At 44.7% G+C, this 25,930-nt stretch carries 22 protein-coding genes and 2 pseudogenes; 1 reads left to right on the plus strand and 23 read right to left on the minus strand.

Going from position 1 to position 25,930, the window contains the following annotated elements; all coding sequences use genetic code 11:
• Position 1: 1 nt before the first annotated feature.
• The 6 genes and pseudogenes from AB5170_RS06100 to AB5170_RS06125 form a co-directional block, all read right to left on the minus strand.
• Complete coding sequence (locus tag AB5170_RS06100) at positions 2 to 1,774, minus strand: ABC transporter ATP-binding protein (RefSeq protein ID WP_368361875.1); 1,773 nt, start codon at positions 1,772 to 1,774, stop codon at positions 2 to 4.
• Between the two features lie 110 nt (positions 1,775 to 1,884).
• Positions 1,885 to 2,484 (minus strand): TetR/AcrR family transcriptional regulator, encoded by a 600-nt coding sequence (locus tag AB5170_RS06105; protein ID WP_173719079.1) that lies wholly within the window; start codon positions 2,482 to 2,484, stop codon positions 1,885 to 1,887.
• Positions 2,485 to 2,859: 375 nt separating this feature from the next.
• Positions 2,860 to 4,413, minus strand: a pseudogene (locus AB5170_RS06110) (ABC transporter ATP-binding protein); the annotation flags it as partial.
• A complete protein-coding gene (locus tag AB5170_RS06115; protein ID WP_173772296.1) occupies positions 4,410 to 5,924 on the minus strand; it encodes an ABC transporter ATP-binding protein in 1,515 nt (504 codons plus the stop codon). The gene AB5170_RS06115 and the pseudogene AB5170_RS06110, both read right to left, overlap by 4 nt.
• 5 nt (positions 5,925 to 5,929) lie before the next feature.
• The gene (locus AB5170_RS06120; RefSeq protein WP_173772297.1) at positions 5,930 to 6,667 is read right to left on the minus strand and encodes an energy-coupling factor transporter transmembrane component T; all 738 of its coding nucleotides are present in this window, start codon (positions 6,665 to 6,667) and stop codon (positions 5,930 to 5,932) included.
• Positions 6,667 to 7,248, minus strand: a complete 582-nt coding sequence (locus AB5170_RS06125) for an MptD family putative ECF transporter S component (RefSeq protein ID WP_044930260.1) — start codon at positions 7,246 to 7,248, stop codon at positions 6,667 to 6,669. The genes AB5170_RS06120 and AB5170_RS06125 overlap by 1 nt, the downstream gene beginning before the upstream one ends.
• 225 nt (positions 7,249 to 7,473) lie before the next feature.
• Here AB5170_RS06125 and AB5170_RS06130 point away from each other — a divergent pair, with 225 nt between their 5' ends.
• On the plus strand, positions 7,474 to 8,439 hold the full coding sequence (locus AB5170_RS06130) for an AraC family transcriptional regulator (protein ID WP_173772298.1): 966 nt from the start codon (positions 7,474 to 7,476) through the stop codon (positions 8,437 to 8,439).
• Between the two features lie 205 nt (positions 8,440 to 8,644).
• On the opposite strand, the pseudogene AB5170_RS06135 reads toward AB5170_RS06130, so the two are convergent.
• The 17 genes and pseudogenes from AB5170_RS06135 to AB5170_RS06215 form a co-directional block, all read right to left on the minus strand.
• A pseudogene (locus AB5170_RS06135) lies at positions 8,645 to 8,800 on the minus strand (DNA-binding response regulator); the annotation flags it as partial.
• A gap of 61 nt (positions 8,801 to 8,861) precedes the next feature.
• Positions 8,862 to 9,191 carry a cupin domain-containing protein gene (locus tag AB5170_RS06140; protein ID WP_173772299.1) on the minus strand — a complete coding sequence of 110 codons (330 nt, stop codon included), beginning with the start codon at positions 9,189 to 9,191 and terminating at the stop codon, positions 8,862 to 8,864.
• Positions 9,192 to 9,333: 142 nt separating this feature from the next.
• A complete protein-coding gene (locus AB5170_RS06145; RefSeq protein WP_173719085.1) occupies positions 9,334 to 10,653 on the minus strand; it encodes a hypothetical protein in 1,320 nt (439 codons plus the stop codon).
• Positions 10,584 to 10,919 carry a sigma factor gene (locus AB5170_RS06150; RefSeq protein WP_330590286.1) on the minus strand — a complete coding sequence of 112 codons (336 nt, stop codon included), beginning with the start codon at positions 10,917 to 10,919 and terminating at the stop codon, positions 10,584 to 10,586. The genes AB5170_RS06145 and AB5170_RS06150 overlap by 70 nt, the downstream gene beginning before the upstream one ends.
• A gap of 448 nt (positions 10,920 to 11,367) precedes the next feature.
• On the minus strand, positions 11,368 to 13,884 hold the full coding sequence (locus tag AB5170_RS06155) for an ABC transporter permease (RefSeq protein WP_173774174.1): 2,517 nt from the start codon (positions 13,882 to 13,884) through the stop codon (positions 11,368 to 11,370).
• 14 nt (positions 13,885 to 13,898) lie between these two features.
• Positions 13,899 to 14,564 (minus strand): ABC transporter ATP-binding protein, encoded by a 666-nt coding sequence (locus AB5170_RS06160; RefSeq protein WP_173774173.1) that lies wholly within the window; start codon positions 14,562 to 14,564, stop codon positions 13,899 to 13,901.
• 143 nt (positions 14,565 to 14,707) lie between these two features.
• Positions 14,708 to 15,742 carry a sensor histidine kinase KdpD gene (locus AB5170_RS06165; RefSeq protein WP_173774172.1) on the minus strand — a complete coding sequence of 345 codons (1,035 nt, stop codon included), beginning with the start codon at positions 15,740 to 15,742 and terminating at the stop codon, positions 14,708 to 14,710.
• Positions 15,739 to 16,422, minus strand: a complete 684-nt coding sequence (locus tag AB5170_RS06170; RefSeq protein ID WP_173774171.1) for a response regulator transcription factor — start codon at positions 16,420 to 16,422, stop codon at positions 15,739 to 15,741. Before AB5170_RS06170 ends, AB5170_RS06165 begins: the two co-directional genes overlap by 4 nt.
• Positions 16,423 to 16,482: 60 nt before the next feature.
• A complete protein-coding gene (locus AB5170_RS06175; protein WP_173774170.1) occupies positions 16,483 to 16,659 on the minus strand; it encodes a DNA-binding protein in 177 nt (58 codons plus the stop codon).
• Between the two features lie 147 nt (positions 16,660 to 16,806).
• Positions 16,807 to 16,992 carry a hypothetical protein gene (locus tag AB5170_RS06180; RefSeq protein WP_173774169.1) on the minus strand — a complete coding sequence of 62 codons (186 nt, stop codon included), beginning with the start codon at positions 16,990 to 16,992 and terminating at the stop codon, positions 16,807 to 16,809.
• 389 nt (positions 16,993 to 17,381) lie between these two features.
• Entirely contained in the window at positions 17,382 to 19,607 is a 2,226-nt protein-coding gene (locus AB5170_RS06185) for a DUF2298 domain-containing protein (RefSeq protein WP_173774168.1), read from the minus strand.
• Positions 19,608 to 19,635: 28 nt separating this feature from the next.
• Positions 19,636 to 20,811 (minus strand): hypothetical protein, encoded by a 1,176-nt coding sequence (locus AB5170_RS06190; RefSeq protein ID WP_173774167.1) that lies wholly within the window; start codon positions 20,809 to 20,811, stop codon positions 19,636 to 19,638.
• A complete protein-coding gene (locus tag AB5170_RS06195) occupies positions 20,808 to 21,494 on the minus strand; it encodes an RNA polymerase sigma factor (RefSeq protein ID WP_173774166.1) in 687 nt (228 codons plus the stop codon). Before AB5170_RS06195 ends, AB5170_RS06190 begins: the two co-directional genes overlap by 4 nt.
• A 36-nt stretch (positions 21,495 to 21,530) precedes the next feature.
• Positions 21,531 to 22,265, minus strand: coding sequence for a DUF2007 domain-containing protein (locus AB5170_RS06200; RefSeq protein WP_368361856.1), 735 nt, complete (start codon positions 22,263 to 22,265; stop codon positions 21,531 to 21,533).
• A 138-nt stretch (positions 22,266 to 22,403) separates the two neighbouring features.
• Positions 22,404 to 24,026 carry a recombinase family protein gene (locus tag AB5170_RS06205; protein ID WP_077726929.1) on the minus strand — a complete coding sequence of 541 codons (1,623 nt, stop codon included), beginning with the start codon at positions 24,024 to 24,026 and terminating at the stop codon, positions 22,404 to 22,406.
• 106 nt (positions 24,027 to 24,132) lie between these two features.
• Positions 24,133 to 24,318, minus strand: coding sequence for a hypothetical protein (locus AB5170_RS06210; protein WP_368361857.1), 186 nt, complete (start codon positions 24,316 to 24,318; stop codon positions 24,133 to 24,135).
• Between the two features lie 270 nt (positions 24,319 to 24,588).
• Positions 24,589 to 25,929 carry a virulence-associated E family protein gene (locus AB5170_RS06215; protein ID WP_009321442.1) on the minus strand — a complete coding sequence of 447 codons (1,341 nt, stop codon included), beginning with the start codon at positions 25,927 to 25,929 and terminating at the stop codon, positions 24,589 to 24,591.
• Position 25,930: the final 1 nt, after the last annotated feature.

The following is a 25,930-nucleotide window of genomic DNA, read 5'->3' on the forward strand; positions in this document are numbered from 1 at the left end:
ATTACTGCACCTCCTTTGTTACCTTCCATTGCACGGAAGTCTGGTAATTTTTCCACATACGGCTGAATATACCGTCTTTTGCAAGCAATTCGCGACTGTTTCCGCACTCGGCAACCCGTCCGTCGCAAATGACAAAAATCTGATCCACATTTGTTACGGTAGAAAGCCTGTGGGCAATCATAATCACTGTCTTACCCTCGGAAAGTCTTGAGAAAGCAGCCTGTACGCGGCTTTCGTTATCCGGGTCAGCAAAGGCAGTGGCTTCATCCAGAATGATAATCGGAGCATTTTTCAGCATCACACGGGCAATGGCAATTCGTTGCTGCTCGCCGCCGGAAAGATAGACACCCTTTGTACCGATGACCGTATCCACACCCTGTGGGAGTTTTTCCAGAATATCATCGCATTGCGCGTGATGAAGGGCAGTCAGAACTTCCTCACGGGTAGCTTCCGGTTTTCCCATACGCACATTTTCCAGAATAGATGCCTTGATCAGACGGCTGTTCTGAAATACGAAAGACACCGTGTTCATGAGTTCCTCTTTCGGGATGTCTTTCACATTAACACCACCGATTTTTACCATTCCGCTCTGGGGATCAAAGAATCGGGAAATCAGGTTGGCAAGGGTTGTTTTTCCACCGCCGGATGGACCTACAAAAGCTACCGTCTGTCCTGCAGGAATGGTCAGTGAAATATCTTTTAATACTTCTTTTTCTCCATCATAGCTGAAATGAACCGATTTCAGTTCCACGGAAGCGTTTTGGGGATGCTTTGAATGTTTCGTTTCCTCCAGAGGCTTCAAATGCAAAACGCTGTCAATTCTCTGTAAAGCGTCGTCTACGATCATGGCGTTTTCACTTTGGAACATAATGCGTGTCAGTGTGACAGAAATAACCGGTGTAATGATGATATAGAAAATAAGATCCAGTAAGAAACCGGAAGTCACACCGTCTTGCGTAAGCAACAGTCCTCCGGCAATCAGTGTGGCAAAAACGCCGTTGATCGCAGCTGTATAGAACATCATCGGTGTCCGAAGCTGCCTGGTATAAGCAATCACCCATACTTTATACCGGTCAATGGAGTCTTTAAACTTCTTAAAGGAAAAGATCGTCTGGCCAAAGGTTTTTACCACCGGAATCCCACGGACATACTCTACCGCTTCATTGGACATATCATCCAGCGCATTCTGGTATTCTTTCATCTTTTCCTGCATCTGCTTTCCGGTCATTGCCATCATGATCAGAAACCCCAGCACAACCGGAACAAGACTCAATAGTCCCAGTCTCCAGTCAAACACGAACAACAGCACCAAAAGACCGCAGGGGGTTGCAATGGCATTGGCTCTGTCGGGAAGCTGATGGGCGAGATAGGTTTCGGTGGCTGCGCTGGATGCGTTGACAATCTTGCGCAGTTTTCCGCTGCCAAAACTCTCGGCAAACCCAAGAGGAAGCTTAACAATATGCTCCATGGTCTGGATACGCAGGTTTGTGGCGATACGAAATGCTCCCAAATGGGAACACATCAGCCCTGCTATGTAGACAAGCACCGCTATAACCGCAAACAATACTGCCATCCAGCCATTACCGGTCAGGTTCTGTGCCTGGCCAAAATTCGGTGCCACCTCCAATACTTCCTTGATCATTTTCCAGATGTAATAGAAGGGTACCAGAGCAATCAGGGCACTGATTGCAGAAAACACCCAGGAAGCATAGGTCAGGTACTTATGGCTGCCTGCAATTTCCAGCAGGCGTGATAAATTGGATTGTTTTTTCAAAAAAATTCCTCCTTTTCTTTGTGTTTATGATAAAGAGAACACGTCTATGTTCTTACAATATCCGAATTTAGGTTAGCAGCAGCTAACTGTCAAACAAAAATTATAAGGCATTACTGCCCCATAATTTTCATCCATCCTGCTGTATAAAAGGCGCGCATTTCTCTAACGTAGTTTTCGGCATCTTTTAGCGGCATTTCATGAATGATCAATTCAAAAAAAGTATGAAACATGCCGGTGATCAGAATATGCTCCAGCGAAGGATCGATATGGGGAGAGGGCCTTCCAAGCTTCCTTAAAACCTCCTGATAGGCATGAGTCCCTTCCACTTCAATCTCCACCATTTCATCAATTAGCCCGGCAAATTTTGTTCCTTCCGAACAGACAAGGATCAGTTTACATTCCTCTAAATGCTCATACGCATAATGAAGAATATTGTACATGCAGATTCCCGAAATATCACTCATGACTTCCGGCTGTCTGGCAGCTGGAAGTTCAGCAAACTCCTGCTGTGCCTTTATAAAACGGTTGCGAATATATTCATAATGCTCACCAACGATGGCTTCAAAAAGTTCTTCTTTACTTTTGTAATATCCGTAAAAGGCTCCGGTAGTCATTCCCACGGATTTCACAATATTCCGCAGGGAAGCGTCTTTATATCCTTTTTCTAAAAATTCCGCTTTCGCTGCCCGGTGGATATTTTCTAAAGTCATTCCATTTCCGTTTATTTTGCACACCTCCTATATAACAGTGCTATATAACGCTGTTATAATTTTAATCTCTGAAAAAGGTTTTGTCAATAGCAACAAGAAATAGTTGCATAAAAACTGCAATCCAAACATCATTCTGCACTTTATTACTGATAAAATTTTTAAATACTGGTTTTGACAAAAGTTTCCTTTTTTCTAATAAATGATAAGCAGGGTGGAGTTTGTTCTCACACCCTGCTTTTTGATTATCATGAATTACTCGAAGATCTTCTTCACTTTTTCTTTCAGCCTGTCCATGCACCTGTAAACTGCCTTTTCGGTAATCTTCAGATACCTGGCGATTTCATGAGTGCTGGTCTTATCATGAGTCAGTGCCTCGATAGCTCGCTGCAATTCGTCCTCATTCTCCGGGTCAACGCTGCTAGTTGCCTCGTCCAAAATGACAACCGGTGCATTTTTCAGCATGGCACGGGCGATGGCAATACGCTGGCGCTCCCCGCCGGAAAGGTGGGAACCGGCGCTGCCGACAACCGTATCATAGCCATTGTCCAGCCCGCGGATAAAGGCGTCGCAACCACTTTGTTCGGCGGCCTGTTCCACCTCCGCGTCTGTGGCGCTGGGTCTTCCCATGCGGATATTTTCCCGGATACTGCGGTTAAACAGGTAGTTGTCCTGAGATACATAGGAAATCTGATCTGCAATTTCAGACAGCGGTATATCCTTCAGCTCATGACCGCCGAGGGTAATGCTGCCGGATGTAACATCCCAATATCCGGCAATCAGCTTTGCCACCGTCGATTTGCCGGAGCCAGACGGCCCCACAAGGGCGGTCATGGTGCCGGGCCGGATGGTCAGGCTCACACCATGCAAAACCTCTGTTGTCCCGTCATAGGAAAAAGACACAGACCTAAGAGAAATGCCGGTATCTTCCAGCTTGACCGGCGTATCCTTATGGTTCAGTTCTTCAGCGTTCAAAAGCTGGCTGATTTCTTCCACATTTGTCCCTAATACGGCCAAATCGTCCGTAAAGGTAAAGGCTGCAACAATCGGCCCAATCAGTCCCAGCGAGAAAATTACGATAGACAGGAAAGTGGAAAGTTCCAGGCTGCCGGAGATCCAGAACGCGAAGCCGCAGGGCAGCACACAAATCAACACCGATGGCAAAATGGCGTTGTAGGCGCTCATGGTTTTTTGGTTTTCTCTCATCCAGTCCACATAGTAGTTGGCGTTATAGTTTACTGCGTCAGAATATTTTTTGTAGGAACCGGCGGATTGACTAAACGCTTTGACTACCTCAATCCCACCAATGTACTCTACAATGACATTTGCCATTTGCTTGCCTGCCTTAACCGCGCCTTCCCATTTGACGGGATAATTCTTCATGCCGGCAGACATGACAGCAAGGCCCACCACCAGCGTAACAAGTGACAGAAGCGCCATGCGCCAGTCCAAAAGGAACAGGTACACGGCGATAACAAGCGGTACCAGCACATTTGCCGTCATTTCCGGGATCAGGTGTGCGAAGGTTGGCTCCATACCTTCTACCCGGTCAACAATCGTTGTTTTATACTGGCCGGACGGAGTATCTAAAATCGTCCCCATCGGGACGCGGGCCAGCTTTGCGGTGATATTTTCCCGCAGATCGCGCAGCGTGTAATAGGTCGCTGTGTGGGAAATCGTTGTAGAAAGACAGGAAAACAGCACCTTCCCAAAGTATCCGCACAGTGCAATAATACCAGCGGTCACATAGCGGGAATAATTCTGTTCCCCAGACAACATCATTGTGACAATATGCGCCACGCAGAAATAGGGCACCATCTGGCAGACAACGCCTAATACCGCAAGGATAATACTGCCAATGAATTTCCCGTGATAGGGTTTGCCCCATCCCCATAAGACGCCTATGGGTGACTCCTTCTTTTCCTCCTTCATTCTGTGGACACCTCCTTCTCCATATCATTCAGGAAAAACTTTAGCAGCCGGTTTCGGCCATCGCCGTTCGCTATGGAATAACTTTCCAGAATTTGCCCATTTTCTAAGTGAAGGACATAATTGCAGCAGCGTAGAATAAATTCCGGGTCATGCGTTACCACAAGCGCGGTTCTTCCGGCATTTGCCACCTGATTGACAACATTGGCAACCTGCCTCATGTGAAACAGGTCAAGGCCACTGGTCGGTTCATCAAATAAAATCAGAGGGCGCTCCGAAGCAATCGCAGAGGCAACCGCCACGCGCTGCTTTTGACCGCCGGACAGTCCCATCGGGTGGCAGTCCTCAAAGGAAAGCAAGTCCATCTCCTTTAAGATTTCTCTTGCCCTTTGCTTATTCTCGGTTCTCATACTGAGCAGAATTTCATCCAGAAGACTTTCGGTAAAGAGCTGGTGGTTTACATCCTGCATGACCATATAACAGAGTTTCAATCGTTCTTTTCTGGAATAGTTCTTGCTCTGATCCTGCACCGTTCCTTTGAAGTGCTTTTCCAACCCGCAGAGGCACCGGGCAAAGGTGGATTTTCCCGCACCATTATGTCCGATGATGGCCGTGGCGCTGCCGAATGGGAAAGAGGTTTCCGTTATATGCAAGGTTTCCGGCTCATGCTTATAGGCAAAGGACACATTCTTTATCGTCCAAACCGCCTCATTCATTCTCTGCGGCGTGCCTTCAACTTCTGAAAGCCCCGCAAGATCAAGAGGGCGCAATCCCATATCATCGCGCTGTCTTGCCGACAGGCCGCAAAATTTCTCTGCTGTATAATCACCTTCGATTTCTCCATCTTTTAGGTACAGGACACGGTCAAAGAGGCCGGACAGATAATACAGCCGATGTTCAGAGATGATGATGGTCTTTCCCTGCGATTTCAAAGTAAAGAGTAGCTGTCGGAAATCAGCGATAGCGTATGCGTCAAGGTTGGATGATGGCTCATCAAGCACATAAATATCCGGGTCAATTGCCGCTGCCGATCCGCAGGCGATTTTTTGCTTTTCACCGCCGGACAAAGAAAAAATACTTCTATCAAGCAGCGGCTCCAACTTTAGCTGTGCAGCTACACGCTTTACACGGTCACGCACAAGATCTTCCGCTATGCCGTGATTCTCTGGGCCGAAAGCCAGTTCGCTGGTCGTGTCTACATTGAAAAACTGAGAACGCGGATTTTGAAATACAGAACCGACTTTCAGAGAAATATCAAACAGTGACAGGTCACGGGTATCCTTTCCATCCAGATAGACGGAGCCGGTATAAGTCCCCTCATGATAATGGGGGATCAAGCCGTTAAACAACCGGGTCATGGTTGTTTTCCCACAGCCGGAAGTCCCGCAGAGCAGGACAAAAGAACCGTCCTCAATAGTGCAGGAAATATGTTTCAAAGCGCCACCGGCCTGCCTCTCACTGTCGGGAAGGGTACTGGCAGGATAAGAAAAGGACACATCTTGACATTCAATCATTTCCTTCACCCCCTTGCGGAAAGCACATAGATTTGCGCTGCAAATGCTCCCAGACAGATCAGCAGGAAAATAACATCCTGCACATGAAAACCCAGCTTACAGATATTCGTCCGTTTTACCGGGCCTCCCAATCCCCGCGTAAGGGCTGCCTGGGACAGTTCCTCTCCGATTTTGACGGAGCAGATCATCATGGGGACAATCCGATACTCTAAAATCGCACCGACTTTTCCACCACCAAAGCGGACGCCACGCATCCGCATGGCGTCCCCAATAGCGCTCCATTCTTCCGCAACCGTGGGAAAGAAGCGAAACATCACAGACATAGGAATGGTGATCTGCTGCGGCAGGTGGAGCCGTTCCATCGCCGCAACAAATTCGCTGACCGTGGTTGTCGTTACCACAAAATATCCCATGACCACGCTGGGGGTGAACCTCAGCAGAATGCCAACAATGGCTACTGCAATGTAGTTTGCTACGCCAGCCAGTCGTGACAGACCGAACATTTCCAGGCACAGACTGCCTCCAAAAATCAGGATATAGAAAACAGCGCCTTTCCATTTTCTGGCCGCTGACAAAAGTAACAGCGGGATCGCCGCCAACACGATGATGTAATACTGCATGATGCCTTCATACGAACCGCCTAAAATAAAGACAGCTATGGTAATCAGTACCGCCAGTTTTGTCCGGGGGTCTAATAAAATTCCGCTATTGTTTTTTTGACTTGCAAGAAGTTCGCGGCTCATTACACAATTCCCGCCCGCTCAAAGTGCTTTTTGAAAATCTTCCGTCCGATCAGGCCGCCGACAAGACCGCTGACGAAAGCAGCAATAAGCAGTACCGGCAAAATCCAGTCGGGCATATAAGCCATGAGCGTATCGGCATATTCCTGACCGTAGCCGGGGAGCAGGTTCTGGTAGTAAGCGTCACGCGTCACAACGATGGGAATAAAGGCGCCGATTACCCACATGGAAAAAACGCCGTGGATCAGCACTTCGCGCTTGGCATTTTTGTAGTCACAGGCTTTCATCATAAAATCGGAAATCAGCCCGAAGATCAGCCCGGTAGGGATGCACCACCAGCCCATGCCGGTCAGCAGCATAATGATACCCAGCAGCACTCCGCAGATGGTAAGCATACCGAATTTTTTGATTTTGGAGAAGAACAACATCATCGGAATACCGCCCACAAGCGGCACGATCACGCTGATAAGCGGAATAAAGATCGGGATAAAACCGATAGACGCCGCTGCGAAAATGACGATAAAGTAAATCGCCGTAAAAATACCGATGTTGATTAAGTCCTTTCCTTGCAATTTGTTGTTCATTGCGAAACCTCCTAACATGATTACTTTCGTCTTTGTTAGTTCTTGCTAACTAACCATAATGATAGCATACAATCAGCTGTGCTTCTATGCACATATCGGTATTTTAAGCCCGTATAGCAAGGAGTTTTTTCGCTCTGCCAGAATATCCATTGACCGGGAGTTTTCTCGCAGGTATAATAATATCAGCGATTTTGCATGATGAAAGGGGCGAAGCAGTTGCGTAACATGATATGCAACATTTTAGAAAACAGCGATGCTGTTTCTGGTGTGACCTTGAAAAACAGTCCAAATAGCAGCACATTGCTTTTGGATCGGGCAGATGGCAAGGGACGCATGACATTCCATACGCTCTTTCCGGGGCTGACTTTGGCTTTTATTTTTGTAAACGCTCCCGTATGGCCGGAGTCGGATGAAAATTCAAATCTAAAGCCTTTGCTGATTAACTATTGCGTTTCGGGCAGAAGTGAATTGCTTCTGGATGACGGCTCCTACATTTACCTGAAGGAAAATGATTTTTGTGTCAGTGAACAGACCGCACAGAAAGAATATATCTTTCCCACACGGCAATATCAGGGCATAAAAATATACTTTGACCTGCCACTTCTTTTACAGTCCTGCGGTGAACTTTTGAAATCTTTTTCACTTGACCTCCCTACGCTGGAAGAAAATTATTGTGGCAACCATAAGACATATATCAACGGAGCGGACAGTGAGCTGGAAAATATATTTCAAAAACTCTGGCGGCTATCTGAAAAGCCCTCTGCCTTCCATTTGCAAATCTATACGCTTGAACTTCTCCACCGGCTTTTTAACATGGAAATCCGGCCTTCGAAAACCTGCGGCTTCTACACGGAAACGCAGGTTGAAATTGCAAAAAGGGCAGCGCAAATTCTCTCAGATGATCTTTGCCAGCACATTCCTGTACGGCAGATTGCAGAACGCTTTTCGGTCAGTGAAACCAGCCTGAAAAATTATTTTAGAGGCGTATATGGACAGAATATATCCACCTGGCTGCGGGAAATCCGTATGAACGAAGCCGCAAGGCTTCTTTCGGACACAAAGCGTCCGATTGCCGAAATATCCGAACAGGTCGGCTATTCTAATCAAGGGAAATTTGCAGCTGTATTTAAAAAACAGCTTGGATTATCACCCTTAGAATATCGACGATTCAAAAATTTGGAAAAATACTAAAGCCGAGATAGATTAATACTCTCGGCTTTACTCATTTCACATTCACAATTTGGTATTCAAAAACTAATTGTTTGATCCACTCCTTCTCTTTGATATTTGTTTGTTCGTAATAATTATAGATTTCCTCTACAGAGAGTTCTTTTAAAACCTTCTCTCCATTTTCTTCACATTCTTGTACTAAGCATCACTTAGCAAACTCATCAGATCAACCATTCCTTTCCCTCAGATATTCAAACAGTGCCTCGGTAAACTCTTCTTTCTTTGCTCTTGAAACATTCAGTTCTATTCCGCATTTCAACCGTAGTACGCCTTTTTCTAACCCTTCTACTTTTCCAAAATTAACAATGTAACTATAATGTGTCCTAAATGACCTTGTCTCTTATAAAAAATGAAACGAAAGTAAGTTTCTTTTACTGCCAGCCTTAGAAAATTACTACCAGCAGCATCTTGAACTGTTCCTGTCCATATACTGCATGGGGATGTTTTGCTGGCATGACGATGGAGTCGCCTTCTTTTAGGATATATTCCTCGCCGTCAATAGTTACTTTTCCTACACCATCCAGACAGGTCACGAAGGCATCCCCGCCAGATTCATGGGTGCCGATCTCTTCGCCTTTGTCAAAAGAAAACAGAGTAACACTTACGTGTTCGTTCTGCGCCAGTGTTTTGCTGACTACCTGTCCGTCCTGGTATTCTACCTGCTCTTTTAAAGCCATGACTTCTGCTTTGTTGATGTTCTTAATTCTTGTCATTTTTTATGTCTCCTTTTTTAATTTATATTGTACCCAGTACAGTGAAAATTAAGTATCTGCTATATTGACGCAGTATATGAAAAGTCAAATTAATCAACATAGTGGCTACTTAATATTCGCTGTACTAAGCATAATGTGCCTGTTATACTTCACAATAATACAAGAAGGATCTAAGTTTCTCCCATCCTGCCTCGTCGAAGTCCCCATCCAGGGACAGGTCATAAACTGGTGCCTGGCAGTGGTCGTGGATTCCTCTCATATTCAGCACCATAGCAGTGTTTTCATAGCGTGGTGCCATCATCAGGATACCGCTGCAGTTCTCACCCAGTTCCAGTGCTTTTGCATAACGGTATCGTCCATTGGCACCAGAGTAGTCTGACAGATACTCATCGGCACGTTTTTGAAGCCCACTTAGGTCTTGGCTGAAGCTGCTTCTATCTCCCAGGCGCTCATGGATTGCCAACAGCTGTTTTTCCAATTTCTGGAAAAACTCTGTCGCATTTTTATTGCCAGAGGCTTCTTTCCACAGAAACAGCATCATCTCAGACAGCGGTGCCCGGCGGCACAGGATTCCTTCATACTCCAGCTGCTCCAGGATTCCCTCATTTAAGCTGGTCAGGCTGGCAGAGGTTCCAACTAATCCCAGTGATTTGGCTGAGGTACTTTCTTCTCCGATCTCCTTCGCCCAGCGGCGCAGGTCTTTCCACTCATGGAGGCTGCCATCTGGAAGCAGAGAGCGGTAACACTGATCCCGCATATGCGGATCGGCACTGTAAAGGATGTCGCCGCAAACCAGAGCCTTCATCAGAAGCTCCGGATCATCTGCGGTCACTGGAAGTGTCTCCAGGATCGGCGCGATAATGTCCACATGCTCATATCCCTTGCGGTCCAGTACCGTCCGGACGGCTCTTGCATACTGTCCATCTGCATCTGCACCCTCGTTAAATGGGATCAAGAACTGCAAATCCTTCTGCTCTTCTTTCGGTGTCTCTTCCAACAAGGTCAAAATCTGACCTAACATCACTGGGAACGGCAGATATTCCTTGGAGTTGGTCTCTGCACGTCCCTTCATCAATACTTCACGGGAATAGTCTGGCAGTGTTTTTCTCTTTTTATAGCCGCACTGTTCAAAATAGTTTTCCAAGTACCAAGTGTGGTAACCAAGATCCGGCAGTACAAGTGTCTTGTCCTCATCCGGCTTGAACTTAATATTGGCTGGCTTCATCTTCACATCCAGGATGTTAAAATCTTTTGGCATCTGGGCTGGCGGTCTGTGGGAGATACTGTTAAGGAACGCCTCAATACGGGTAATAATACCGACTGCCGAATACTGCTCATCCACCTCGATCTGAAGGTACGGCTTATCCCCCATCTCTTCACGGAACATATGGTTTACAAGGGTATCAGGACCGCATCCGTGGTTGGTAAGGTAAACGGCATACAGGTTCGGATGGTGGGCCACGATCTTCGCACCGGATAACAGGTGGTCACCGAAATGATATTTTTTCTTTTGCGAATGATTCCGTTACACTCATTAATTAGTATTCGGGTGATCCAGGTTCGGAAAAATTTCTCTTTTTTTAATGTATCCAGCTTTTCATATGCTTTGAGAAGCGTTTCCTGAACAGCATCACAACAATCTGCATCATTTTTTAAAATGGATTTGGCCACATGATACAGCATCGCTTCCGCATCGTGGACCTCCTTAATAAATGCACTTTTTGTCATAGCCTGTTTCTCCTTTGGTCCGGACATTTATACACGTGTTTTTTTATTTTACATCAATTAGATGCATTTGAACATCAATCGGTTCTCCCCAAACAGTTTTTTCTAAAAATAAAACAGTTTTTTTGAAGTAACTGGTTCTTGACACATAATATACCTTGCAATATTGAAGGAAACTGATTTAATCCGAAACCAAAGAGAAGAAAAGTTTATTTATTAGGAATTAAATACTTCCGTATTGAAAGATGTCATGCTGTGGATCACAGATTTGAAAGGAACATCGGACGATGAAGGAAATGATAAAAAAATATAGAGGTTCATTAATTAGCTCTATACTGATAATCCTCACAGAAATGTCACAGACAGGTGCCTTTTATCAGCTGAAATCTCACAATTTTGTGACATTTGAAAACGGCCACCCTTTCGGATGACCGTTTCTCGTCTGTGTATCTTATTCAGCAATGCGTAGCCGTTCCACAACTGTTTTCTGTGCCATTTTGTTATAGCAGACCAAAGGTACAAAGGCGGTAATGAGAACTAACGGTATTACACAGAGGAACACAGGAAGCAGGGTAAAATGCCATGTAAAATAACTTAATTCTGCCCCCATCATTCGAACCACTGTCAGACTCCCCACGATAGAGATGAGCAGGGAACATATAAGCCCCAATGCGGAATACCCAATCCCCTCAATCATTAGCATCTGTTTGACTTGTCGGCCGGTCATACCTACCGATTGCAGCATGGCCAATTCTTTGTATCTGGACAAAATAGAGGTCATCATGGAATTGATAAAGTTCAGTATGTCAATCAACGCCAGAATCGCACAAAGAGCACCTCCCACAAGACGGTACATGTTAATCATCCCATCAAAAGTCTGCCGCAGTGTCACTTTTGACAGATAATCCAAAGCTGTGTCCGTATTTGTAGTGTAGTTTTTCAGCCAGTTTTCCGTGGCAAGCTGGTATTCATTATCTACATTGAAGATGGTTTTCATGGCCGGCTGGTCGGCGGATACCATATTTCCCAGCAGCTCATTTGTCGGGAAAATATAATCCAGTCCCATATCTACTTGTAAAGGTGTTTCTAACGCTTTCGGTATATCTACCACAGCCAATACATCATGTATTTTGTTTGTTCCATCAAGCTGCTGCACACAGATCTTGTCTCCCGGTTGATACAAACAGAGAGAACCGTCACTCATCATCCGCAGCGGTGTTACATACACGCCGGTTCCAGCTCTCCATTTTTCCATGTTCAGCTCTCCATCCAAAACCCGCACATACTCTGCCGGAAAGTCGTCTAACCCGTACACATTGACACCATGTTCCTGTCGAACCCTATAATTTCCCAGCTCATTTGCTATATCACGGGAAGAAACTGCAAGTTCCTGCAACTTTGTAAGATCATGTTTGGAAAGCGGCTGTTTGGAAGTCCACAGGTACACATTGCCTATATCTTCAAGACCATTCAACCTTTCAGCCTCACGAATGAAATCCTGGCTCACATTCGCCGTGTTATACGGGGCATAGCTGTTGATTACCGTTGTATCGGACACTGTAAAATCCGTAAGACTAAAATCAGCCACAAACTTATCGAAATCAAAGGAAGTTACATAGGTATAGACACTGTTCAAAAGAACGATGCTGAGTGCAAAGGACAAGGTGACAATCGTTACTTTTTTCTTATTGCGGCCAAGATTGCTTTTTGCCATCATAACTGTGCTTATACGTTTACTGCGACGGTCTTTCTTTTTTCCTCCTGCCTGCTCGACATAGTGTAGCGCCTCTATCGGGGAAACCTTGGCTGCCATCGCAGCAGGTTTTTGGCAGCTAATCAAAACAGTAATCATAGAAAAAACAATCGCCACCAAAAAAATCGACGGATTTACCGTAGTAACGACCCTTATATCATCCGTCAGCATATTTACAATCGCAGGCAGCAGCAATCGACCAATTGGCCATCCCAACAATAGACCAATAGGTATACCCATAAGAGATAGCTTAATTGCTTTTCTATAAACGATTTTTCTTATTTGTCTTGCAGTGGTTCCCAGTGTTTTCAACATTCCATAAAACCGAATATCCTGTGCGATAGAAATATAAAACACATTGTAGATTAGAAGATACCCTGCGATAAAGATAACCGCAATACCAGCTACAAGGGGCAGCATGGAAGAAAAACTGACCGTTGCCGTTTGGTAAGCGTCGTTAATACTTACCCGTTCATCTAAACCGTATTTGGAAGTCACATCTAATGCCTGCTTTTCAATGTTCCATGCCGTAGGCATCATCATAACAGCATCAATATAACCGGTTCCCACAGGTGGGGTTGTTCCGTCCGTTTCCCCGTGGATGACAGGAGCTACCTGTTCCGTATATTCTTTGGATAATAGAATTGTTTGACGATACGCCACAGCATCCCCATCCCAAATGCCGCAAAGCGTAAAGGTATCGCTAAATGTATCCGTATCAGTTATAAAGGTCAGTTCCATCTGTGTACCAACCTCATCAGGTAATCCCATCGCTGCCAGAACAATACGGCTGGTGGCAATCTCATTTTTCTGTTCCGGCAGATATCCGGTGTCGGGGGTGTTAAAAGTTAGTTCTGCATAGGTTTCATCACTATATCGCAGTTCCGTGGGTGTCTTGTTGAACTTATCACCCACGGCATTTCCTATGATAATCGAGTATCCGCTGTCCTTCACCCCTGTATCCGATGACAGCCGTTCATATTCTTCCCAAGATAAACGCTTGATACCTGCATGGGCAGAAGTGCCGGTTGTCCTCATATTACTTTCCTGCATAGCAGTCTGCAAGCTAATGGCAATTGTAAACAGGCTGGTAAAAAGCAGTGTGGCAAGCAAAATCGCCAATACAGCAATGGTGTTTCTCCGGGCTTTCAAAGAACGCTTTGCCAGAAGTTTCAGGACAGGTCTGTTGTTATTCCCAAATAAAATATCTGTCATATTTTCGCCCTCCTTTACTTGGAAATTCTGCCGTCCTCAATACGGATAATACAGCCGGCAAGCTGGGCAATCTCATTGTTATGAGTAATCATCACAATGGTCTGATGGAATTTCTGGCTGGTAACTTTCAAAAGTCCTAATACATCACTACTTGTCCTGCTGTCAAGGTTTCCGGTCGGTTCATCGGCCAAGACAATGGCTGGTTTGGAAACAAGGGCACGCGCAATTGCCACACGCTGTTGCTGACCGCCGGAGAGGTTGTTGGGCATATTGTTTAGCTTATCCTCCAGTCCCAGCATCTGCACTACTTCTTTCATAAACTTCTTATCTACCTTGTTTCCGTCCAGTTCCACAGGCAGCACGATGTTTTCGTAGACATTCAGCACCGGCACCAGATTGTAGTTCTGGAAGATAAAGCCGATGTTACGTCTGCGGAAGATGGTAAGCTGTTCATCCTTGAATTCAGAGAGTTCTTTTCCTTTTACTTGAATGCTACCGGAAGTCGGTGTATCCAAACCGCCCATCATATTCAACAAGGTGGGCTTACACCTGCCGGAAGTACCAACGATGGCAACAAACTCTCCCTCCTCAATGGAGAGGGTTACGCCATCCAATGCTTTTGTGATGTTCGGCTCAGTGCCGTAATATTTTTTTAAATCTGTTGTCTGCAATATGCTCATATAGAACACCATCCTTTCTTTGTGATGGTTTTATCATAAAGACCGAACCTCACAGAAATGTCACGAGCTACAAAGAATTTATAAGAAATTCGGTTCCAAATGTCATAAGTCTGTGACATTTCAATTTTGAGGGAATGTCGGTACTACTTTCGGAGCAGGAAAACAGAAAAGGTTGAGCCTTGCCCAATCTCTGATGCCACCCGGATATAGCCTTCCTGCAAGGTCACGATCTCACGGGCCAGATACAGACCAATCCCAATCCCCTCCACATCATGTACCGCATCTTCCCGGTAAAACCGTTTGAAAATCGTCCCCTGATGCTGCTCCGAGATGCCGATGCCGGTGTCGGCAATGTTGATCTTTACATACATTTCCCAGCCTTCCACAGACACACGGATCTGTCCGCCTGCCGGGGTGTACTTCACTGCGTTATCCAGAATGTTGAACAGAGCTTCGCTTGTCCATTTTCTATCGTGTCGCGCATCCAGATGCTCTGGACATTCCACCTGTATATCTATTTGTTTCTTTTCAGCATTGAACAAAATCCAGCCCAGGGCTGTGGCAAGGGTATCATAAACCGGCTGCTGTTTTTGATCCAACGAAATGACTCCAGTTTCCAAGCGGGAAGTTTTAATCATGGCCTGCATGAGAAAGTCCAGCTTATCAAGCTGACTAGCCTGGGCTGTCAGAAATTCCTTTTGCTTCTGCGGAGGAACCTCGTTTTCAAGCAGCGTGTTGTTGATCATCTTCAAGTTGGCAATCGGGGTCTTGACTTGATGGGAAATATCAGAAATCAGCTCTTGCAGGTCAGCCCGTTCCTTTGCGATGTTGTTTTTATTTTCCTGCATGACTTCGTACAACCGCCCCAGCCGGTAGTTGATTTTATAGAATAGGCTTTCTTCCTCAATCGTCTGCTTCGGCTGCATAATATCCCCGGAGAGCATATCATCCATTTGACCACAAAAGGAATCGGAGAACATGACCAGTTTCCGACGGATCAGGGTCACAAAGCAGATGACGCAAAGCAACACAAAGACACTGAACAAGAACACATACCCGACAGCGGTTATATTCTCGGTCAGCAGATAAATAGCGGCAGAAACCACACCAACTGCCAGCAGCAAGAGTATTCCCAAAAGGATACAGGCTTTGTTGATGGAGAATTTTCGTATATTCATTTCAGCGTCCCTCCAATCCACATATAGCCCATGCCGTACACCGTCTTAATGTACTGGCGGCCTTCCGTTTCAATTTTGTTTCTCACCCGGCTGATGGCTGCGGTCAGGGCGTGTTCATCCACAAAGTTCCCATCGGCATCCCACAGTTTTTCAAGTAGCATCTGCCTAGTCAAAACAATCTGCGGATTTTTGGTCAGGATTTTCAACATCCGATATTCCAATGGAGTGAACACCAGCGGCTTACCGGACAGTGAAGCAGTCATCTCCGAGAAATTGATGGATAGTGCGCTATCCTCATAGCAATCTCCGCCAGTCTGTTTCGCCAGCCGCCCCAATACCACGGACAGCTTTTTTTGAAAGACGCTCATGGGGAAAGGCTTGGTCACATAGTCCTCAGCGCCCAGCTCATATCCTTTGAGCATATCACTCTCCATATCATTTGCGGTCAGGAAGATCACCGCTGTATCTGGCCGGCGCTCTTTTACCTCACCGCAGAAATCAAAGCCATTCCCATCTGGCAGGTTTACATCCAGCACGATCAGGTCATAGTCCTGCTTAGTTAGAAAATTACTGGCTGTTGATTTTGTCAATGCAGAGTCCACGACATAGCCCGCAGCATCCAAGTTATAGCACAAGGTATTATTCAAAAGTCGGTCATCCTCGACTACTAAAATTCGCATTGTATCACACTCCTTCATTCTTAGTGTAGCATTCAAATGTCACAGAAACCTCACAAGAAACTATTTCTTGTTTCCTTTGTATCTCTTATCGAGTGGTTTTTGTGCTTCTTTTGGTATCAGCCAAACACCGACCATTTTCACAGCACCGGGGATACGCTCACCAGCACAATAATAATTTATCCTATGAGGTGCCACGCCCCACTTTTCGGCGGTCTCTTTCAATGTCATATAGTCCATTTCGCACCTCCAGTAATAAAATGTCAATAGTTTTTTGATCACTTTTTTCAAAAAGGCAAAAAAATAGAACGTATAGATTATTTCCATACGCTCTGTCTCACATTTCATATTAAATTTTTGAATTCTACAAACTTGAATTGACATAACTCACTTAGATTGCTTATGCCAAGCATATAAGTAGATAGCAAGGAACACTCCCGCAAAGCAACTAATGATTATGCCTGCAATCAAAGCAGGATAATAACTTGTAATCAAGCCTGTATCTGCTGTTACGATGAAGATAATGCCAATAACGAATGCTATAACATAGATAATGGGCATAAACTTTTTCAAAAATCACCTCCTCGTCATTCATATGTAGCCATGAGTATAGATGGAAAAATATTGGTCGTAAATGGTGCAAATGATTCAGCGACAAAGGAAATCTATCATACTATTAGCGAAAAGGTGTCAAATGAATTAAAATAGCATCAGAAATGCTGGGAAAATGTTCCCGACTCATCAATAGATCTAATTTTTGCTATGCCAGAATTGTCAGTCAAGATTTCTTGAAAAGCCCCAAAAAACTGCATTTATTATTAAAAGTTGCCCCCTCAAAAAAAGGACAGTCGATTTTCCAGGCTGTCCTTGTGGATATTTATCAATTTTTAAGTCATGGAAATGGGTTCATTTTTAGAAGACAATATCTTTTGTAACTTTTAGCCTGTGATACCTAACTGTGTTTAATACGCAATTATTATCGTGTTGCCATGCTCAAAAACAACTTTTCCAAACGAAGCTAAAAACTCACTATTTATTTCTCCATATTTCTCATACTCGCAGCTTCCAATGAATAAATAAGAAATGTGGTATTTTTCTATCAATGTTTTTACCTGTTCCGCATCACTTGAAGTGTATATAGTCTGTACATCCTCTTTTCTCTGATTTTCTTCTTCCAGATTATTTCTCCATAACCATTCATGCACATACCAGCCTAAAACCGTTGGCAGTCCTGTCATTGCCGAAACACGGTCATCATAATCCTGGTAACTGTCACCGCTGGCTTCCAGAACAACAGGCTGGCCAGTGACGTTGTCATTCAGCCAGCGGATCGCAGCAGCGTCATCTGGAATTGCAGTTTCCAGATAATTTGTTGCATTTAGTGTCTGGTATGCACTCCTTTTGGGGAATCCCTCAAACCAATGCGTAATCGCATTTCCCAGGTATCCGCAGGTTGAAATCAAAACCAGGATCGCGATGATCCCTGTCAGAGCCTGGCGTCTTGGACACCTCAGCAGCCCTTTGCATATTATAGTACTGTCAGCACCACTACATCTTTTTATCCTGGTTACTGTAAATGAAACCAATATATATGCCATCATAATCCCAAACATGATATATGCCTGATAAGTCAGTTTGAACATGGTGTTAGCTCTTGGGGCTGTTTTTTCATAAATATCCCGTATATAAACGAACTCGGGAATAAAGATCAGCCCTATAGCACAAAGTACAAGAACCAGACCATACAGATCTGGATAGTTTATACCGTTAAAAAAGTTGCGAAATTTTTTCTCTGGAAACATCCCTATACTTCTTAGAATCCCGATAACAAATGGTACGCAGACCAAAAGCGGGAATGCCCATAATACACAGAACTGGTAAAAAGCAGTATGTATTTTTACAATTCCAATTCCCTGGACCATTACATTTTCAAAAGTCATATGAAATGGAAGGGATACAAGAAATGCAGCTACCAGCAGTTCAACCCATTGTACCACACTCCATTTCAGTGCCTGGCTTATAAAAGAACCAGCAGAATAACGTTTCAGATTTCCAAAGAGCAATGTTCCGCAGATCACAACATAGTAGATCATAAAATCCCATGTATTGGAAAAAAGGAACATTCCCAGAAGCAGCCCAAGAAGTCCAATTTCTCTCTGCCTCCAGCTTTTTCCTGAGTTTATCTTCATCCAGGAATAAAGGATCCCAAGTACCGTCAGGACCAGAAAGACATTGATCACATGGGCATGAAGATCTCCCAGTACAAAAGAATAGGATGGAAACTCATGGATCGTCTCATCCCCGGTCACAGCCGGATCAAAGCCGATATAGCGGGTAGAGCTTGGAAACCAGTAATCTGTTTTTATTTTCAGCAGCCGGAGGAGGATCCCATAAATAATATAGTGGAGATTTCCGCTCATGGATACTGCCATTCCTGCCAGGATGCCGCCAAAATATAAAGCCCATTTTCTCCCAGTCCTTAATTTGTCCTTCAGCATCTGACGCACCAGACTAAAAGGAAGAAGAAAGGCAAAAGCTGCAACCATAGTCCTCATCAGATTATAAGTGATCTCTACATTTGTTCCGGTCAGTTTGGTAAGGAATACGGCAAGATACTGTCCGCCATAATAATAATTAAAAGGCTTTCCGGCATACCACATATCCTGGGCTGGTAAAGTGGTACTTCTCATCATGGTCTGCATGAAACCAAAATCCATATATTTTTCCGTCCCATGGGCTGCAGGATGGAAGCCCGCCAGATACGTCCAGAAAAAGAACACAATGAAAAACAGGATCTCTTCCCGGTAGACCAGAGCTGCCTGTTTCCAGGGAAGTGAATCCGGGAACCTGTTCTTACATTTGATTCCATATAAAAGACTTCCAAGGCAGCAGATAACCGTGAGGATCACACAGGTGATTCCTGTAAATGGAGTGATCTTCAGACAAGCCAGCAGCCATTGCGCATATCCGCATACCGCAACCGCCAGTACCTTGGAAAACATCCAGCCATTATCATCAAATCCTCGAAACATCCTGGATGTTACCGGCATAAATACCAGTCCTAACAGAAACAGCATCTCCCACCAGGTTAGAAATGTAAAAAAAACAGAACCCAGGAGCCAGTAAGCAGTGCCTGCCAATAAAACAACCGGGGCAATCTTTATCAAATAAATTCGTTTCGCATTCAAACCAGTACCCTTCCTTTTCCTGTTTTTATTATTCCTGAGTTAGAATATCATCTTCTTCAAGCGTTCCTGTTAATATGGAATATGCTCCCGTTACCTCGCAGTTGCTGGAAATTTTCCCTTCATATTCAACCGCTACAAGATCTCCTGTCTTGATTTCCCCGCTTTCAATCCATCTTCTTACCCTTATATCATCTGTATATATCTTATATTTTTTTCCAGCTTTTGGTTTCCGGCATAAAACTGTATCATCAACTATCATATATCCATCTCCAATTTCCGTAACAGTTCCGGATATGGTTGGCACACTGCTGCTGGATTTTGTTTCCGTGGAATGCTTTTGTACATAACTGCTGATCTGTCCTGCTGCTTCTTTTCCAATGAAATAGCTGTATTCATAGTCTAAAATATTGGTTGCGAAATAGCCGTCTTCAGAAATGTAGATCACCCGGTTATAAACACCCAGCGTTTCCGAGGTTGCAGTGAAAGCGAGATAAATACGGTTCTCTCTTTCAAAGAAATCACTTGTATTATCAAGTTTTGCATCACTGCGGCCCGCAAGGATCTGCCAGATCTCATCATCATTATCCAGCAAAAGTTCCTCTTTTTCCTCATAATTTTCACATTTTGTCACGTAGTTTAACTCTATATTTTGAGAAAGACCATACAGTTCCAGCAACTTCCCTAAAGTATCTGGAGCAGTGCTTTCATCAGCTGCATAAACATAAAATCCGTCTTCATTCCCTGCAGCAATCATCAGTTCTTCTGATATTCCATGAATCTTCCGCACCTCAAATGTTTCCGTATATTTTTTTTCGGTATCAGGATCAAGGCCTTCTGCTATACAGGAGCCAATCTCATCCCCTAGTGCATCTGTGTGGATTGGATTCTGGCTTTTTACGGTAAACTGTTTTCCATTAAACTTAATAGCAGGATACTTTTCAGCTGCAGTCTTGTATTTCCATGGCCATTCTATGGCTCGTTCTGTTTTAGAAACATGATATTTATATTTGCTTTCAGCTGTTGCGTCATTCTTTAAAAGATGCGGAATCAAAATACCTGCGATTACAAATAGGGTAAGACAAGCCGCAGCCGTCATCCATTTCATTACAGGATTATGCCTTTTCTTTGGCGGTGCTTCCAGTGTAGCAGTGATAAGCTCATTATCAATATAACCAATGGCATCTGCAATTTTGGGTATGTTCATAGATAGATTTCCTCCTTGATCAGATATTCTTTTAATTGGGCTCTGGTGTGAGCCAGCATATGTGTTACTTTGCGTTCAGTAAAACCACATCTCTCTGCAATAGCTATGTTAGATTCAAAATAAAAATATTTTAGAAGAAACACTCTCCGGACCACTTCTTTTTGTTTATTAAGAAAAATACTGATTGATTTTCCAATCTCTTCGTCATTCCTGCCCGGAGCATACCTTTCATCTGGCAGTATATCTGCAAGTTCATCCAATGCCATAACCATATCCGCGGATCGTTTTTTAGCTTTTTGTTTTCTAAATTTATCTATGGAAATACTTCTGACAATTTTGGAAATATAAGCCTTAAAGTTATCCGGCCTTGTAGGTGGAATTTTGTTCCACACTCCTAAATATGTGTCATTCACACACTCTTCCGAATCCTGGAGGTTATTTAGGATATTATAGGCAATTTTATGACAAAGTTTTCCATATTTTATATCTGTTTCTTTAATTGCCTGCTCGTTTCTTTCAAAATAGAGTTCTATGATTTTTTTATCGTCTATGATATTCCCCTCCTCAAAAATGTTCTCAATTATAAAGTCGTCTTTTTTTGATGAGCGTCTCAAAAAATTTATATTTTTTTGAATTATAGCATAGAAAAAAGAGAACAGCTTTAGCCATTTTCCTTTTGTCATTTGAATCCAATTTTTTTTATCAAGAATACCAATTTTCTACTGCTTTTCTTGATTTCGAATCTCCTTAATCAGCTCTACTGCATTTTCTGCATCATCAGTTTTTACGAATATATCCATTCCATATATTCCAAAGCCAGGTGCCCCATGCATCGCAACATTCGCACTTGCCTCCTGTGAAAAAGCCATTATTCCATTTTGTCTTAACATTTCCATGAGTTGTTCCGTTTCTATTATATTTTGTGCATTGTAAATCTTGATATATTCCATCTTAGATAATGGTGAAATTTCTTTTATATTTTGAGTATTTGTTGGATTTTGTTTCTTTTTCCGATTGATAAATGTCAGAATTCTAAGAATAATAAATGCGACAATAGTAATACCAATCCAAAATTCAAAAGCTAATCGTGTTATCTGTGTTTCTGTAGCTCCCATTCTTAACAAGCATACGCCATAGAGGGAAGCAAAAATTCCTGAACATAATACGCTGGTAAGAAAATCCCTCCATACAGTAGTATTTTGGGGCAAACATTTATCCCATATTCCATTATATATCATAATAGCTGCATACAGGATTCCTCCGGCTAAAACACTTACTGTCTCTCCTAAAATAAAACGAATATTTATTGTCAATAACATTTGAATAATAATTGCCATTACACCAATCACAAACATTGATGCAAAGGCAAGATTTCCAGCCTGTAGTGCTTTTCGTTTTGTCCATTCTTCATACATTGCAACTTTGTCCAAAGTTTCTCTCATCTCTTTATTCATAGCCTGGCTCCTTTCTCCATCCAGGAGTTCTCTCATTTCAACATCGTAATATTCAGCAAGCTCAACAAGTATGCTAAGATCTGGCATATTTGTTCCCGTTTCCCTTAATTAAAGATATTATTGGGTAAAAAAGAAAGGTCAGTCGATTTTGCCGATGAAGCGGTAGTAGATTTCTACTTCCTGCTCACGGCTTCCGTCCTCGCCCTTGACAGCTTCGTGGACGGTTATTTTTTCAATTAGAGTGTTCAGAAGTTCGGCGGTCAGCTCCACAGGGTTGACATACTGTTTCATCAGGGCAATCCACTTTTCAGCATCCGCTGCGGTCTGTACGGCGGCTTCCATCATTTCGTGAAGCTGTCTTATTTTTGTTTCAAGCTCCTTTTGCTCGTTCTGGTACTTCTCGGACAGCATATTGAAATTATACTCGGTTATGCGTCCGGCAGACCAGTCCTCATACATTTTAGCAAACAGCCCGTCAACCTCGGCTTTACGCTTCTCTGCCTTTTTCAGCTCCGCAGCCTGCTTTTTCTTCGCAGAGTTTCTTTCTCTGTCGCTGGCATTGAGCAGCCGTTTCAGCAGCTTGTCCTCGTCTTTCTGTGCCAGCATAGACCAGTATTGCAGTCTTGCAAGCACATAGGCATACAGTACATCATAGCGGATATAGTGCATGGAACACTGGCGTAATCCCTGTCCGTTCTTGCTGCAATGGTAGTACCCGTATGGGTTCTTATTCTGCTTGTTTTCCCCATAGGCTAAAGACCATCCGCAGTCTGCACATTTTATCAATCCTGCGAAAATCTGTGTCGTACCGTTTCTGCGTTTCCTGCGTCTGCTTGCAATCAGCTCTTGAACTTTTTGGAACACTTCTTCGGAAATGATGGCTTCGTGGGTATTTTCCACACGATACCATTCTTCCTGCGGCTTCCGCACCTTTTTCTTGTTCTTGAATGAAATGTTGCTCTGCTTGTTGTGAACACTGTGACCGATGTAGGTTTCCTCTTTCAAAATGCTCTTGACCTGTGCTATCGTCCACGCATAGGCTTTTTCTGCGGGCGCACCGGCGTAGATATTAGCGAAAGTCCCATATCTTTCATAGTTCAGCCAGCCGGGGGTAGGTACTTTTTCTTCCACCAGAATCCGTGTAATGCTGGCGGCACCCCTCCCGTGTACGGCAAGGTCAAAAATCTTCTCTACAATCCAGCGTGTTTCCGGGTCGATCAGAAGATGACCTTTTTTGTCCGGGTCTTTTACATAGCCCAGCGGTGCATAGGCTCCATAGTGTGCGCCATTGGCAAATCTTGTGTGCATGGCAGCCTTGACCTTTTTGCTGGTCTGTCGGGCGTGCATTTCATTCAGGATGTTTAAGAACGGGGCAAGCTCGCTTTCTCCGTTGATGGTGTCCACATTGTCATTGATGGCAATGTAGCGTACTCCCTTGCTGGGGAAATAGATTTCCGTGTACTGACCGGTCAGGATATAGTTTCTTCCCAGACGGGATAAGTCCTTTGTGACAACGCAGTTGATTTTCCCGTCCTCGATGTCATCAATCATCCTTTGGAAACTTGGACGCTCGAAATTCGTCCCGCTCCATCCGTCGTCAATGTACTCGTCTACAACGGTCAGCCCATGCTCTGCGGCATACTGCCTAAGCATCATGCGCTGGGTCTGGATACTGCCGCTTTCCCCCTGCAATTCATCGTCACGGCTCAATCTCAAATATAGTGCAGTGTTATAAATCGTTGTATTGTATGGTTGTTTCACGGTTAAAAATCCTCCTTCTAAAAGAAACAACCCACGCTTATACAATACTCGCTGGTACAAGTATATCATAAGCGTGGGCTGATTGACAGTCGTTATTCCGTATTTTTCAGGAAGCGGCGGCAGCGTGCTGGATCACATCTTCCAGCAGGCTGTCAAGCGGCTTCCCATCCTGTGCGAAATGCTCCGATACCTTGATACGGACTTTCCCCATGACAAAATACTGGGTGCTGTCTTTTTCGGTAAGCAGGGTGCCGCTGTTTTTGTTATTGCTCTCGTTTTTGCTTTTTGCCATAGGCAGTTACCTCCATAAATGAAATATGCCCGACAAGGGAATGTCAGACAGGTGTACAGCCGCAGACTGTCTCCGTGTCAACCAAACCGTGTCAACCGGCAGAAAAGACTTTGAAAACAATCCATAGGCGCTCTATTATTACTTTTTACTTTTTCTTTGATTTCTTGGTTGACATGGTTGACAAAGGAGAGAAATGCCCCAAATATCAGGCTTTTCCCCGTCAACCGGCTGTCAACCAAAGCGTCAACCAAACTGTCAACCGGTGGCTTTTCAGAATGGAAGTTCCATTTGCCGGGCTTCTTCTTCCGTGATTTCCTGAAAACCGTCCCCCTCCGGCGGAGCTTGGTTGACACGCTCCCAGCCTTTTTGAGAACCGTATTTCTTATACCGCTTCGGGCTTTTGTAGGCTACCCAGCCCTGTATGATGCCGCCCGCAATGCCGGTATTCATAATCTCGCAGATTGCCCGTGTCTCCCAGTCTGCCGGGGAATTTAAGTTCCCCAGCGCTTCCTCATAAAGCTGCTTGGAACATACCCTGTCGCCGGTGTAGTCCTCCAAATAGGCGTAGATCATGCCGGCCTGTGTGTCTTCCTGCATAAAGTCCTGCTGGTGGGCGTTCAGGTATCGGTTCATTTCCATGCTGAATGACAGCTTATACTTCCCACTGCGATAAACCGTCATGGCTTCCGCCCACATCTGTTCGATATACGCCCTCGCCGCCGCTTCATCGTCCAGTATGTGAACCTCCGCCCGTTCCGGGTACACCGTCACGGGGAGAAAGCGCCGGTTGCCGGTGCGGTCACGGGGCAAAAAGTCCTGCCGGTTGGTCGTCCCTCCAAATACACATTGCCGCAGCCGGTCTGCCGGATGTGTCTCATACGGCACTTTGTAGGTTTCTTTCTGGCGGCTTAAGAATGACTTGATTTCCTCAATACTCTTGGCGTTGGCTGTGGCAATCATCTCCGACATCTCGATAATCCAATGCCCTTGCAGCTTGCGGTACACATTTTCATCGTCCAGCTTTTTCAAATCGTCTGAAAACCATTCGTCCCTGCCTGCCAGCAGCCGGAAAAAGGTAGATTTCCCGGCTCCCTGACCACCAACCAGACAGAGCATGACCTCAAACTTGCTCCCCGGTCTGAATACCCGCCGGATGGCTCCCATCAGGAACAGTTTCAAGGCTTCATAGGTGTATTCGTCCGTATCGGCTCCCAGAAAGTGATGCAGGGCGTAACGGATGCGCTCTGTGCCGTCCCATTGCAGGCTGTTCAGGTAATCCCTGACTGGATGGTAGCGGTTTTCATTGGCAACAATCTTGATGGCGCTCTGCACCTTTTTCTCGCTGGTAAGCCCGTAATTTTCTTCCAGATACAAAAGCAGGTAGTTCATGTCCATGTCGGTCAGCGTGGTACTGGTGCGCTCCCAGCCCAGCGGCTTCACAATGTCAATCTGCTCCGTCAAAAGGTTCAGGCGCAGCGCCCCACGAAACAGCGGGTCACGCTGGAACACCGTCAGGCAGTTTCGGATGCTGTTCTTCACGCCGCCTTTCTGCGTCCCCTCTAATGTCTCCCGGATTTCTGCCGGTGTCTGCGCCGGTTCCATTGTATCCATC

It is taken from the genome of Ruminococcus sp. RTP21484sp1_RTP21281st1_A8_RTP21281_210402 (genome assembly GCF_040914025.1).
Classification (GTDB): Bacteria; Bacillota; Clostridia; order Lachnospirales; family Lachnospiraceae; genus Blautia_A; species Blautia_A faecis.

Excerpts from the sequence above, each read along its gene's own strand:
- AB5170_RS06105 (WP_173719079.1), bottom strand. The coding sequence starts at position 2,484 with ATGACTTTAGAAAATATCCACCGGGCAGCGAAAGCGGAATTTTTAGAA.
- AB5170_RS06115 (WP_173772296.1), bottom strand. The coding sequence starts at position 5,924 with ATGATTGAATGTCAAGATGTGTCCTTTTCTTATCCTGCCAGTACCCTT.
- AB5170_RS06120 (WP_173772297.1), bottom strand. The coding sequence starts at position 6,667 with ATGAGCCGCGAACTTCTTGCAAGTCAAAAAAACAATAGCGGAATTTTA.
- AB5170_RS06125 (WP_044930260.1), bottom strand. The coding sequence starts at position 7,248 with ATGAACAACAAATTGCAAGGAAAGGACTTAATCAACATCGGTATTTTT.
- AB5170_RS06130 (WP_173772298.1), top strand. The coding sequence starts at position 7,474 with ATGATATGCAACATTTTAGAAAACAGCGATGCTGTTTCTGGTGTGACC.
- AB5170_RS06140 (WP_173772299.1), bottom strand. The coding sequence starts at position 9,191 with ATGACAAGAATTAAGAACATCAACAAAGCAGAAGTCATGGCTTTAAAA.
- AB5170_RS06150 (WP_330590286.1), bottom strand. The coding sequence starts at position 10,919 with ATGACAAAAAGTGCATTTATTAAGGAGGTCCACGATGCGGAAGCGATG.
- AB5170_RS06155 (WP_173774174.1), bottom strand. The coding sequence starts at position 13,884 with ATGACAGATATTTTATTTGGGAATAACAACAGACCTGTCCTGAAACTT.
- AB5170_RS06160 (WP_173774173.1), bottom strand. The coding sequence starts at position 14,564 with ATGAGCATATTGCAGACAACAGATTTAAAAAAATATTACGGCACTGAG.
- AB5170_RS06165 (WP_173774172.1), bottom strand. The coding sequence starts at position 15,742 with ATGAATATACGAAAATTCTCCATCAACAAAGCCTGTATCCTTTTGGGA.
- AB5170_RS06170 (WP_173774171.1), bottom strand. The coding sequence starts at position 16,422 with ATGCGAATTTTAGTAGTCGAGGATGACCGACTTTTGAATAATACCTTG.
- AB5170_RS06175 (WP_173774170.1), bottom strand. The coding sequence starts at position 16,659 with ATGGACTATATGACATTGAAAGAGACCGCCGAAAAGTGGGGCGTGGCA.
- AB5170_RS06190 (WP_173774167.1), bottom strand. The coding sequence starts at position 20,811 with ATGAACATACCCAAAATTGCAGATGCCATTGGTTATATTGATAATGAG.
- AB5170_RS06195 (WP_173774166.1), bottom strand. The coding sequence starts at position 21,494 with ATGACAAAAGGAAAATGGCTAAAGCTGTTCTCTTTTTTCTATGCTATA.
- AB5170_RS06200 (WP_368361856.1), bottom strand. The coding sequence starts at position 22,265 with ATGAATAAAGAGATGAGAGAAACTTTGGACAAAGTTGCAATGTATGAA.
- AB5170_RS06210 (WP_368361857.1), bottom strand. The coding sequence starts at position 24,318 with ATGGCAAAAAGCAAAAACGAGAGCAATAACAAAAACAGCGGCACCCTG.
- AB5170_RS06215 (WP_009321442.1), bottom strand. The coding sequence starts at position 25,929 with ATGGATACAATGGAACCGGCGCAGACACCGGCAGAAATCCGGGAGACA.